Source organism: Shouchella miscanthi, assembly GCF_007725405.1.
GTDB classification, from domain to species: domain Bacteria; phylum Bacillota; class Bacilli; order Bacillales; family Bacillaceae_D; genus Shouchella; species Shouchella hunanensis.
In genome coordinates this window covers 3,204,640-3,218,215 of the sequence record NZ_CP042163.1, presented here as the reverse complement: position 1 = coordinate 3,218,215, position 13,576 = coordinate 3,204,640, and the positions used below count along the sequence as shown (strand labels likewise).

Genomic DNA, 13,576 nt, shown 5'->3' with positions numbered 1-13,576 from the left:
ATTATGTGCGGGGAGATCTGTTTTTTTATAAAGGAGTTTGTTACAAAAATGAAAAAACAGTTAAAGAGACTAAACATTGTCAGACAACTTTCTAGTTTTGCTTTTTCTTTGGCTTCAAAGCTGCCTACTAGAAAAAAACTTGTCGTGTTTGAAAGTTTTTCTGGAAAACAGTATAGCTGTAACCCGCGCGCAATTTATGAATATATGAGAGACGCTAATTTAGATTATGAATTGGTTTGGAGTGTCAACAAAAACCACAAAAAAAAATTTAGCGATAATCATATCCCGCATGTTGAAAGATTAAGTTTGAAATGGTTTTTATTGATGGCAAGAGCACGCTATTGGGTAACGAATAGTCGGATGCCCAATTGGATAAACAAGCCCAATCACACGATTTATGTACAAACTTGGCATGGAACGCCATTAAAAAGACTTGTCTCGGATATGGAGCATGTTCGAATGCCTGGCACTACAAAAGAAAAGTACGTAGAAAACTTTCATAAGGAAGCTCGTCAATGGGACTATTTACTATCACCAAATAGCTACTCAACGGAAATCTTCAAGCGGGCTTTTCAATTTTCTAACGAAGTGTTGCAAATGGGATATCCAAGAAACGATATATTAGTAACAGGTAATAGCGAAGAGAATATTAAACATATTAGAGAAAAATTTACTATTCCAAACGAGAAAAAAGTTTTACTTTATGCTCCAACGTGGAGGGATCATCAAAATAGCGGTCCAGGTTCTTATCATTTTGATTTGAAATTAGATTTAAAAAAACTTCAAGAGGTGTTAGGTCACGAATATATCTTAATGCTTAGGATGCATTCCTTTATAAGTGAAAAATTAAACGTTCAAGACATGGATGATTTTGTCTTAGATGTTTCTGAGTACCACGATATTAATGAACTTTACCTAGTAGCAGATATGCTTATCACCGATTACTCATCAGTCTTTTTTGACTATGCAATTCTAAACCGGCCAATAATCTTTTTCGCTTATGATTTAGAAGAATATCGAGATGATATTAGAGGCTTTTATTTTCCTTTAGAGGAGAAGGCCCCAGGACCAATTGTACAAACTACAGATGAATTATTAGAAGTAATTCAAACGATGCAAGGTAGTAATGAAAACTTTAATCAGTTTACTGCTCAATTTTGTTCATTAGAAGACGGAGGAGCAACTAAAAGAGTTGTTGATGCTGTATTTGAAAAAAATGAAGGAGCAAGTTCTATATGAAGGATAAACAGATTGCTTCCACATGGTTTGATACAGTAGAAATTAAAAGGTTAAGAGAAAGATCACAAGCCTATAGTACAAAGGAAGATCTGTGGTCATGGTTTGTTTTAAGAAGAATATCGATTTTCGTAACGGTTATTTTTCTTAAATTACGCCTAACGCCAAATACAATTAGCTGGTTAAGTGCATTTTTTGTTGTTTTTTCTGGTTTCTGGCTAATTCAAGCAACTCCATTTGCTTTTATCCTCGCTTTTTTCTCGTATAACTTTGGATACTTATTTGATTGTGTTGATGGGGAGGTAGCAAGACTAACAGGGAATACATCAAAAAAAGGGTATTTTATTGATCTGCTGATTCAAGGAGCAACACTGCCAGTGTATATTTCAATTCTATTTGCACTCATTTATTTAGAAGGGTACTTAAATGCTCCTTGGAATGTATTAGCAATTATATATTTCCTAATTATAATAATTATTGCTGCTTTATTTGTTCCGATTGCTTATCAACTTACGTTCAAGCAATCAACTAACGAAACTAGAGATCCTGTTAATAAAATTAGAACAAAGACATTTTTATTTGAGTTAACGGGATTTATGTTGGGTTTACCCGGATTTTTTGCAATTTTATTGTTAGTAACTTTAATTGTTCCAAATTATGTTCAATACTTTTTTACTACCTTCTTATTAATAATGACACTAAAAGTTTGTGCACGTTTTTTGATTACAATTCGAAGTTTTAAAAAGTAAAGGGGCTGTGGGATAGTTTTGGAGGCTGATTATATGGAACAAAAGCAAAAGGATGAAGATATTAAACTAAAGTTAAAAAAGCAATATCCTGCACACGTGTCATTAAAAAAATTAAGTTTAAAAAACGGAAATTTGACAATAGAAATTGTTGTTGGCTTATTAAGCCAACAATTTTTTACCGTCAATGAAGTATTACTAAAACTGAGAAGTGAAGCATCGGAATTGATTCACTTAAACGTAATAAAAAAAGAATATAGATCTAGAAATCGATTAAAGATAAGAGCAGAAATTAATTTAAGAAACATAAAGTTGCAACAATTCTTTTGGGACTTTTTTGTATCTATTTCTGTGGATAATATTACAAGAGAAGTAAGAGTTGTATGTGACAATTATTTAATTATGAAAAGCTTGAAGCATCGAGTGTTTAAAAACACATTAAAATTACCCGATAATTACATCAGCTATCCATATATTACTTATAATGGAGGAGTTAGTTTAACCTATCGACAAAAAGGACACTATGAAACCACAAAAAATAAGTTTAAGGAATATATGGCATTTATTATTTATCAATTGTTTTATCGCTTTATAGGAAAGAAAGTATGGCTTATACATGAAAAATTTTCAGAGACAGCTCAAGACAATAGTTTCTATTTCTTTAAATATTGCTATGAGAAACACCCAGAAAAAAAAGTATATTATGTGATAAAGAAAGAGAGCGCGGATGTAAGAAATTTAGAGCCATTTAAAGATCGAGTCGTGCATTTCATGTCCTTTAAGCATTTAGTTTACTTACTATCGGCAAAAGTTATTATTTCATCAGAAGCTAAAGGACATGGCTATGCGTGGAGAGTATCTCAAGGGATAATAAAGGAAAAACTAAATAATAAAAGTTATATTTTCTTACAGCACGGCGTGCTTGGTCTAAAAAAGGTAGATTCAACTTTTAATTATCAAACAGCAAATAGTGCAAGATTATTTATTGTATCCTCAGATTTTGAGAAAAAAATAGTGAAGAATTATTTTGGATATCCTGAATCACGTATAAGTGTTACTGGGCTTGCAAGGTGGGATAATTTAAAAGATACCTCTTTAAGTAATAAAGAAGGTAAAAGTAAAGAAATCGTTTTAATGCCTACTTGGAGGAATTGGTTAGAAGAAGTTGAAGAAACTACATTTCTCAAATCCAATTATTATATATCATACAGTCAATTTTTAAACTCTAAAGAATTAGGAGATTTATTGGTACAGAATTCATTAACTCTTAATTTTTATGTTCACCCTAAGTTTATGCCTTACGTCGAGAAATTCTCAAGTGCAAGTAAAAACATTAATATTATTCGTTTCGGTGATGAAAGTTTGAACCACTTATTAATGCGAGCAAGTCTTTTAATAACTGACTATTCGAGTGTCGCATGGGAAATGTATTATCAAAAGAAACCTGTAATTTTTTATTTGTTTGATTTAGACGAATATAAAGCTAAACAAGGTGCTTATATGAACCTCAAAAAAGATCTTTTTGGAGATTTAGCATTTAAACCAGAAGAATTACTGCAGCAAATTGATACGTATGCTAAAAATGGGTTCAATGAAAAAAAACACTTTGCAAGCAAAAGAAATAAATACTTTAAATATATGGATCAAGAAAACTCTAAGAGAATATATGAAGATATTCAGCGAAATGAATCAACATTTAATAAAAAGTCTCCAGTGTTATCTCAAATAAAAAATAGTGATGCTTTAAAAGTTGCATGGAGAAAGTATAAATATTATCCATCAATAAGAAAATTAGGTGAAAAAATCTTAGGTGAGGAAAAAAAGTAATCTATGTAATTTTCTAAGGATATTTCGATTATTGACCCTTTGAGAGAAAATTGATAGTGTTATTTAAGGCGAAAATTATTTAATAAAGTATAGCAATATGACAAAAAAGCTTGAAGTAAAAGGAGATTAAATTATGATAGATGAAAACAAACCACCATACCTTTTTAGCATAGTTATGGCCATATATAACGTCGAGAAATATCTAGAAGACGCTATTGAAAGTGTTGTTAATCAGTCTATAGGGTTCGAGGAAAATGTCCAATTAATTTTAGTAGATGATGGTAGTCCTGACAATAGCGAATTAATTTGTAAAACTTATCAAGAGAAATATCCGAACAATGTAATTTACATTAAGCAGAAAAATGCAGGAGTAAGTGTAGCCCGTAATACTGGGATTGAATTGGCTGAAGGGAAGTATATTAATTTTCTAGACTCAGACGACTATTTTGATTTAGATGTGCTTGAGAAAGTAAATAATTTCTTTGAACTGAATGGGGATGAAATTGATTTAGTTGCAATACCGTTGATATTTTTTGAAGCGAAACAAGGGCCACACATGTTACATTATAAATTTAAAAGCACTCGAATAATTGATATTGATATTGAATATGACTCAATTCAATTGCAATCAGGCTCTACTTTTATAAAAAGAGAAAATGGACTGGGAGAATTAAGGTTCCTTCCAGGACAAAAGTTCGGGGAAGATGCATCATTATTAACAGATATAATAATGAAGAAAAGGAAATTTGGTGTTATTCATGACTCTGTCTACAATTATAGAGCTAGAACGTCTGGAACCTCGGCTTTACAAGGAAGTAAGGAGTCTTTTGATTATTATATACCAACAATTGACATGTATTACATTCCAAAGTTGGAAAAATACAATCAGCTTTATCAAAATCGAGTACCTAAGTATATTCAATTTCTTGTGATGTATGACATGCAATTTCGATTAAAGGCGAAAGTAGCTCCAGAAGTGTTAAAAGGTCATATGGATGATTATTACAATCGAATTCTCTATATGTTGAAATTTATTGATATAGATATTATTTGGAAGCAACGGTATTTAAATTGGTATCAAAAACATGCCCTATCTAATATGAAAATTCGAAATGAAATATTTAAGCAAGGCGATCCTTTTTATGAATCAAGTAAAGTACTTAAAACTTCAATGAATAAAACAGGGGAAGAGCAAGAATCATACGATATTGTTGTAAGCTCCTTAAATGGAGATATTAAAGATTGTTTAAGCAATAGAGACGAAGTGACTCTACACCTTTGTGAATTTGAAGATGATCAATTAATAATTGTGGGGAGGTTAGGTTCGCTTTTACCGCAAGAAAATATGAAGGTTTATATGAAAAGTATAAACGGACATATATTTGAATCAAAAAAATATGATTTTCCAGGTGATACCTCTTATATTGTCGGTGAACCAATATATGAATTTTTTGGCTTCCAGTTAAATATTCCTATTGATGAGCTGAAAGTTTCTAAGAAATGGATGATATATATAGAGGTAGATGGTGTATCAAAAAGAGTAGGCGCAAAATTCTCTGCATCAGCCAAATTATCCAACAAATTAAAGAATGGATACATGGTTGGTAATAATGAAATTATGGTTTGGTTTAATCACGATGCAAAACGTTTTGATGTAAAAGAATACTCCATTGTTAATATGCTAAAAAAAGAAAGGAAAATCCGGTTAGAACTTAAAAAAAAGCGAGTGAAAAATTTTAATAAGATTTCACGAACTAGAGTGATTGTCAGGCTGTTGAAACGTTATAAGAAGAAGAAGATTAACTTATTTATGGATCGCATAGATAAAGCCGATGATAGTGCCGAATATTTACTAGAATATTTCGAACAACATAAAAATAAGACTCAGAAAAATTATTACGTTATAAAAAACTCGTCTAAAGACTTCAAGAGGCTGCAAGATAAATTCCCTGTTATAAATTATAAAGGTGCTAGGCATAAACTAAACTTTTTATTAGCAGATAAATTAATTTCTACACATGCTGATCGATTTATTTATCAACCATTTACAGGGACTGAAAATTACTTTAAAGATCTAAAGGAATATAAGTATATTTTCCTTCAACATGGTGTTATTATGGGTGATTTATCAAATTGGCTTAAAAAACACGATAAGAATTTCAAGCTATTCTTAACTTCTTCTAAAATTGAACAAGAATCGATAGTAAAGGGTCATTATGGATACACTAATAGAGAAGTAAAATTAACTGGTTTACCGCGATATGATAATTTGAGGTCGGACAAACAAGAGAAATTAATTTTAATTATGCCAACATGGCGACGATCATTAGTTAATGAGTTTTCAAATAAACTAAATGCACGTCCTTATAATGAGACATTTAAAGAGAGTAATTATTTTTATAAATGGAACGCCTTGTTAAACGATGAATCGCTTAAAAATTACTGCCTTCAGAATGGATACAAAATACTCTTTGCTCCTCATCCTTCAATTAGACAACAACTAAGTGATTTTAATCTTGAAGACGTTGAAGTAACGTCGTATGATCAAAGCTATTCTGAATTGTTTCAGCGCGGTAGTATATTAGTTACGGATAACTCTTCCGTTTTTTTTGACTTTGCTTATATGAAGAAACCACTATTTTACTATCAATTTGAGCCCCCAAATTGGGATCCAGGCTATTTTTCAATAGAAGAAATGGGTTTTGGAAAAATAATAGTAAATCATCAAGTGATGGTACAAACATTAATTAAACAGCTTGAAACTGGTATAGAAATGGATGAAGAATACAAGCAACGAGTTGATCAGTTCTTTGAGTATACAGATCAAAACAACAGAAAAAGAGCTTATGAAGAAATTATAAAACTTTAATTAAATTTACTTGAAATCAGGCCTTTTTGATTCTTGTTGAATGGGGAAAGTAAAATGAAGAGAATATTGACTTATGGAACCTTTGATTTACTTCACAGAGGACATATCAATTTATTAAAACGAGCTAAAGATCTTGGTGACTATTTAATCGTTGCCATATCGACTGATGAATTTAATCGAATAAAGAAGAAAAAAGCGTACTATAGTTTTGATGATAGAAGATTAATTTTAGAAGCTATACGTTATGTTGATGAAGTTATTCCAGAAAAAAATTGGGAACAGAAAATCCTTGATATCAAAAAATACTCCATTGATGTATTTGTAATGGGAGATGATTGGAAAGGAAAGTTTGATTACTTGAACAGCTATTGTGACATTGTATACTTGCCTCGTACTGAAGGCGTATCAACCACAAAAATTAAAAAGGAATTATTTAGGACGAACGAATTTATAGAATGACTTTATATTCTTCTTGGTCTTTAAAGGGAAAAGATTTGATGTGGGTGGATAAGCTGGGTTTTGTATTAACGACTTTAGACTTTGCTATGAAGAAAGATGATCTTAAAAAAGCTCTATTTATCAGGATTAAGAATATCTAGAGTTTAGAAGAGCTTATAAATAAAAAATAAAGTAGGAACTGATTCTCTGAAAATGAGAATCAGTTTTTTGTTGAATTATGGCAATCTATGTAATAATTTGTGATACAATATCATGTATAGTAATTCAAAAGAAAAAGGAGGATTATCAGCAGTCTAATTATAAGGATAGAATGTCATTAGGAAAGGAATAGTTTTGTGAGATTATTAAGTAAGGTTTTTATATGTTTATTAGTTATGATTATTGTCGTTCAAACGCTTCCTATTCATGCATCTGCTGAAACTGATACTCTTAATGACAGTAACGAAGGAATTGTTTATGGGGAGAAATTAGATCATACTGTTAATTATTTTCGAGATGAAGAGTTACTTGAATTAGCGGGCACCATTGCATATAGAACGAACGTCCGCATAATGGAAGAAAGAGAAACTGCTACTCTAGTAGAATTTATGTATTATGAAGAGAGAGAAATCAAATATAGTAGAGGTTTTGTGGACCCAAAATATATTCTTTCGGTTAAAGAAGCAGCACTTTTTGAGGAGTACATACAGGTAAACGGAGGAAATTTAACTGACTTTATTGAGTTGCAGGTGGAAAAACATATTGAATCTAAAGGCGACCAAGAATCAGATAAAGAAAATAACAGTGGTTTAGATGAAATTGAATATCTTACAGAGGAAGAAATGTTAGAAAGAAATAAACAAGGAACAGATAAAACTGGTAACCTAGATGAATCGAAAAATTTAGAAGATTATACCACGCATGATGAAAAAGAATCGAAACAGCTAAAAGAAAGAATAGATAATAATTTAGAGGAATCGCAAGAAGTTAAGAGCGCTAAAGAGCATAATATAGACACTCAAGATAAACTTGAAGATCCCTCTAATGATGATGCTTTTGAAGAATATACACAGACTATAGAAATTGAAGAGACCCAACTTGCAAAGCAAATGTATGGCCTAGCGGTATTAGAAAAAACGTCCGTATATAGTGAAACATCTAAGGACAGCGCTATTCTCCGTTCATACAGTCAAGGTCATCTTTTAGAGTTTCGACCATATAACAGTGAGTGGTACGAAGCAACCGTGAGTATTAACGGCAAGTGGGAAAATGGTTTTATCAATAAAAAAGATGTCGATTTATTAGATCCAATACAAAAACAACTGACTGGTCTGGCTATGAGAGGGTCTACAAATGTTTTTTCTAGCCCATCCACAACAAGTAGAACATTAAGATCTTATTCAGAAGGGCATATTTTACAATACCGTAACTTTTCTGCTAATTGGTATGAGGCGACGGTTTATCTAAACGGGAAAGCAACTCTTGGCTACATTCACAAAAATCACGTAAATTCTATTCAAGGAAAACGAATAGTGCTTGATCCTGGACATGGTGGAAATGATCCTGGTGCAATAGCAAATGGATTAATTGAAAAGAATTTAAATCTCGATATTGCGCTTAAAACAAAAAATTTATTGGAACGTGCTGGTGCTACTGTTATTATGACTCGAACAAATGATATATTCATTACACTCCAAAATAGAGCATTAATAGCTAATACTTCAAATGCAGACATTTTTATTAGCATCCATAACAATGCTTTTAATGGGATAGCAAATGGTACAGAAACTTTTTGGCATGGTAGAAATGAACGAGCAAACAGTATTAGATTAGCAAACTCTCTACAGAATGCAGTTGTGTCAAAAGCCGGAACCACAAATAGGAGAGTTGCTGAAGGGAATTTTCACGTTATCCGAGAAACGTTAATTCCGAGTGCTCTGTTAGAGGTTGCTTTCATGGATCATTTGGGGGATGCAGAAAAACTTAGTCAGCAGTCATTTCTTCACGATAGTGCAAAGGGCATTTTGATAGGTATTACAAATTACTTTAATTAACTTATAGGGAGCTTATCTTTGGATAAGCTTTCTTTTAATCTTTGAAAAATGACATATAAAAAGTAACTTAAAACACATACAAGGAGATTTTATGAGGAATCAATTTATTAATTTAACTAGTTGTGTAATTATTTTTCTATTAACATTTCAGTTGGTGTCTTCAAATATATCATTAGCTGAAGAAGAAAGAGTGTCAGATTTAATTAGTATCCAGAAATTAAAAAATAATAATGATGGTTTCATTTCCGTTTACGAAGATAGTAATTTAAATAATTTAATTGAGAGTATTAAAGAAAATGACATTCAGAATATAATCAAAATACATGAATATGCAATTGAAATTGAAATTCTAAAAACAGATTTAGAAATCACAACAGGTTACATCGGTGTTGAGAATTTTTTGGATGAGGAAGAATTAAATAATTATTATTATAAAGTGGAAGAACTAGGTTGGACAATTTCGGATTTTTTAATCTGGATTAATGAAAAAGATAATGTAGATATTGAAGATATTAAAGAGCAAGATAGAGAAAATGTAAATGTTAAAGAAGATATAAATGAAAAAATAGAGAAACCTGAAGGTGAACAACTAACTATAAATACGAAAGAAAAATTTGATAATGAAGAGGAACGGAATGAAATTGCTAATGTTGCTCTAGAAGAAGAGATAATTACCGAACAGAGCCAAGTTGAATTACATCAAGACAGAAGTTTAAGTGGTGCTTCTACATATACTAATTTGTTATATGGATTAGCGTTAACAAATACTAATGTTTATGAATTTAGAGACAAAGAATCAAGAGTTCTTCGTTCTTATATTATTGGTCATATCTTGGAATACAGATTTTTTGACCAAACATGGTACGAGGCAACGGTGTATCTTGATGGAGAGCCGCACACGGGTTACATTCATAAAGATGACGTAGAGAATGTGGAAGAAAAGCAAGTAGAGCTTAAAGGAATAGGGAAAAAAGGACCAACAAATGTGTATGCAAGCGCAACTCGAAATGGACGAGTGCTGCGTGGATACAATCAAGGTCATATATTAAGATATAAAACGTTTAGCGAAAGCTGGTACGAGGCAACGGTGTATCTTGATGGAGAGCCGCACACGGGTTACATTCATAAAGATGACGTAGAGAATGTGGAAGAAAAGCAAGTAGAGCTTAAAGGAATAGGGAAAAAAGGACCAACAAATGTGTATGCAAGCGCAACTCGAAATGGACGAGTGCTGCGTGGATACAATCAAGGTCATATATTAAGGTATAAAACGTTTAGCGAAAACTGGTACGAGGCAACGGTGTATCTTGATGGAGAGCCGCACACGGGTTACATTCATAAAGATGACGTAGAGAATGTGGAAGAAAAGCAAGTAGAGCTTAAAGGAATAGGGAAAAAAGGACCAACAAATGTGTATGCAAGCGCAACTCGAAATGGACGAGTGCTGCGTGGATACAATCAAGGTCATATATTAAGATATAAAACGTTTAGCGAAAGCTGGTACGAGGCAACGGTGTATCTTGATGGAGAGCCGCACACGGGTTACATTCATAAAGATGACGTAGAGAATGTGGAAGAAAAGCAAGTAGAGCTTAAAGGAATAGGGAAAAAAGGACCAACAAATGTGTATGCAAGCGCAACTCGAAATGGACGAGTGCTGCGTGGATACAATCAAGGTCATATATTAAGATATAAAACGTTTAGCGAAAGCTGGTACGAGGCAACGGTGTATCTTGATGGAGAGCCGCACACGGGTTACATTCATAAAGATGACGTAGAGAATGTGGAAGAAAAGCAAGTAGAGCTTAAAGGAATAGGGAAAAAAGGACCAACAAATGTGTATGCAAGCGCAACTCGAAATGGACGAGTGCTGCGTGGATACAATCAAGGTCATATATTAAGGTATAAAACGTTTAGCGAAAACTGGTACGAGGCAACGGTGTATCTTGATGGAGAGCCGCACACGGGTTACATTCATAAAGATGACGTAGAGAATGTGGAAGAAAAGCAAGTAGAGCTTAAAGGAATAGGGAAAAAAGGACCAACAAATGTGTATGCAAGCGCAACTCGAAATGGACGAGTGCTGCGTGGATACAATCAAGGTCATATATTAAGATATAAAACGTTTAGCGAAAGCTGGTACGAGGCAACGGTGTATCTTGATGGAGAGCCGCACACGGGTTACATTCATAAAGATGACGTAGAGAATGTGGAAGAAAAGCAAGTAGAGCTTAAAGGAATAGGGAAAAAAGGACCAACAAATGTGTATGCAAGCGCAACTCGAAATGGACGAGTGCTGCGTGGATACAATCAAGGTCATATATTAAGGTATAAAACGTTTAGCGAAAACTGGTACGAGGCAACGGTGTATCTTGATGGAGAGCCGCACACGGGTTACATTCATAAAGATGACGTAGAGAATGTGGAAGAAAAGCAAGTAGAGCTTAAAGGAATAGGGAAAAAAGGACCAACAAATGTGTATGCAAGCGCAACTCGAAATGGACGAGTGCTGCGTGGATACAATCAAGGTCATATATTAAGATATAAAACGTTTAGCGAAAGCTGGTACGAGGCAACGGTGTATCTTGATGGAGAGCCGCACACGGGTTACATTCATAAAGATGACGTAGAGAATAGCTTTTCTTATCAAGAGGATAGAAGTAATTATGCTATGAAGAACAATACAAATGTTTATTCACAGGCTTCACGATCTTCTACAGTATTAAAGAGTTATCAACGTGGAACCTTATTAAAATACAGAACTTTTTTGCCAAATTGGTATGAGGCAACTGTTTACATTAATGGAAAGAAGCACACAGGTTATATTCACGTGGACGATGTTGGTCCGGATAAAATTTTAGTTAAAGAGACCTATACAAATTACAATTACAAATTTAATGATTTAATTGATATTCAAATGACTAAAACCCCAAAAGCAGATGGTAAAGGATTAATTGATGCTAACCGTCAACAAGTTGAATATTATGCAAACCCATTAAACTTTGAAAAAGGCACTAATGAATTTTATCAGTTTATGGTACTATCAGAGTCTGCTGGAGTTGCAGCTAATGATATAAACCAACGAATTTTATTAAATGCAGGAATTTTAAAGAACCAGGGGCAGACTTTTATAAATGCTGGCATTAATTACAATATAAATGAAATTTACTTGATTGCACATGCTATGCATGAAACTGGAAACGGGACCTCATCGTTAGCAAGGGGGATTGTTCATAAAGGAAGAACGGTTTACAACATGTACGGTATAGGTGCTTATGATAACTGCCCAAACCAATGTGGCGCTGAACGCGCTTATAATGAAGGTTGGTTTACACCTGAAGCTGCGATATTAGGAGGCGCGCAATTCATCTCGAATGGTTATGTTAATGCGGGGCAAGATACGTTATACAAAATGAGATGGGATCCCTTAAATCAGGGTCGTCGTCAATATGCAACCCATGTTGCATGGGCAACACTTCAGACCGGTAGAATAGCAGCTATGTATAAATTATTAGATGCATACTCTATTAGTTATGATATCCCATCTTTTTTAAATCAACCACCCGTAATTGTTAATAAGTCATTAAATATCCCTTTAGAAGGGTTCTAGAAATAAACGCTGTTTTTTAACAGGTTTATTGATTTTATTTAGATGAATATGAATAAATTTAATTTGACTGTTAATATGTTCATTTAAAAATGGAATTCTTAATTTAAAGGTTTCTTGAAAAGGATCTAGCCATTAACTAGACCTTAGACCGTAGACAAAACCCGATTGAAGTTTACTCTCAATCGGGTTTTGGTGGTTTTCTTTATGAAATAGAGGACGAAGACGGGCAATTGATATCAAGGAGTTGATTTTTTCGTATAAGCTAACTCCAAGTTGCTAGCTTTTACAAATTCATTGCAGCGATAACAAGCATCGCCTTAACTGTGGTTTTTCCTTCCTCGAAGGAGTGTCCAGTGTAGTCCATGCTTCGTTAAGATCACCAAAGACCCGTTCAATTTTCTTTACGCTTCTCGTAAATCTCTTTATTCCGTTCCATGTTCAGTTTCATTGAAAGCTTCTTGTCAGATATAGCGGAACCAGCGTTAAGCAACATTTGTTTCGGCATCTTTAATGGGTTTGGCGCATCGAACGAACCCCAATAATATTGAACAAAAACGAGTTAAAATGAAACGACCGGATCGATACTCAGTCAACCTATTTTACGAATACCAAGGCTTGACCGCTTCATAGATAAAGGCGAAATCGAGCGAAGCATCTACATGACGCACCGGATGATCTTCAGGCACGAGTTTCTCAATCCATACCATCTCCAACACCATTCGCTTTTCTTCGAGAGATTTTAAACATAAGCGGTCTCTACAAAAAAGCTTGCCGACTGTCTCTTTGAATCAAGACT

Annotated in this window: 7 protein-coding genes and 2 pseudogenes; 7 read left to right on the top strand and 2 right to left on the bottom strand. The window is 33.3% G+C overall.

The window, feature by feature from the left end:
• Positions 1-48: 48 nt before the first annotated feature.
• The 7 genes from FPV17_RS16330 (at position 49) to FPV17_RS16300 (ending at position 12,780) form a co-directional block, all read left to right on the top strand.
• Positions 49-1,239 (top strand): CDP-glycerol glycerophosphotransferase family protein, encoded by a 1,191-nt coding sequence (locus FPV17_RS16330; RefSeq protein ID WP_144559475.1) that lies wholly within the window; start codon positions 49-51, stop codon positions 1,237-1,239.
• The gene (locus tag FPV17_RS16325; protein WP_144559474.1) at positions 1,236-1,985 is read left to right on the top strand and encodes a CDP-alcohol phosphatidyltransferase family protein; all 750 of its coding nucleotides are present in this window, start codon (positions 1,236-1,238) and stop codon (positions 1,983-1,985) included. The genes FPV17_RS16330 and FPV17_RS16325 overlap by 4 nt, the downstream gene beginning before the upstream one ends.
• A 33-nt stretch (positions 1,986-2,018) precedes the next feature.
• Positions 2,019-3,809 (top strand): CDP-glycerol glycerophosphotransferase family protein, encoded by a 1,791-nt coding sequence (locus FPV17_RS16320; protein WP_144559473.1) that lies wholly within the window; start codon positions 2,019-2,021, stop codon positions 3,807-3,809.
• Between the two features lie 133 nt (positions 3,810-3,942).
• Positions 3,943-6,678, top strand: coding sequence for a bifunctional glycosyltransferase/CDP-glycerol:glycerophosphate glycerophosphotransferase (locus tag FPV17_RS16315; RefSeq protein WP_144559472.1), 2,736 nt, complete (start codon positions 3,943-3,945; stop codon positions 6,676-6,678).
• 54 nt (positions 6,679-6,732) lie between these two features.
• Entirely contained in the window at positions 6,733-7,137 is a 405-nt protein-coding gene (gene tagD / locus FPV17_RS16310) for a glycerol-3-phosphate cytidylyltransferase (RefSeq protein ID WP_144559471.1), read from the top strand.
• Positions 7,138-7,472: 335 nt separating this feature from the next.
• Positions 7,473-9,170, top strand: coding sequence for an N-acetylmuramoyl-L-alanine amidase family protein (locus FPV17_RS16305; protein WP_144559470.1), 1,698 nt, complete (start codon positions 7,473-7,475; stop codon positions 9,168-9,170).
• A gap of 91 nt (positions 9,171-9,261) precedes the next feature.
• Positions 9,262-12,780 carry a glucosaminidase domain-containing protein gene (locus FPV17_RS16300; protein WP_144559469.1) on the top strand — a complete coding sequence of 1,173 codons (3,519 nt, stop codon included), beginning with the start codon at positions 9,262-9,264 and terminating at the stop codon, positions 12,778-12,780.
• 286 nt (positions 12,781-13,066) lie between these two features.
• Here FPV17_RS16300 and FPV17_RS22600 read toward each other — a convergent pair.
• Together FPV17_RS22600 and FPV17_RS22250 are read right to left on the bottom strand one after the other, a co-directional pair.
• Positions 13,067-13,204: pseudogene (locus tag FPV17_RS22600) on the bottom strand (transposase); the annotation flags it as partial.
• A 61-nt stretch (positions 13,205-13,265) separates the two neighbouring features.
• Positions 13,266-13,499 (bottom strand): annotated as a pseudogene (locus FPV17_RS22250) (transposase); the annotation flags it as partial.
• Positions 13,500-13,576: the final 77 nt, after the last annotated feature.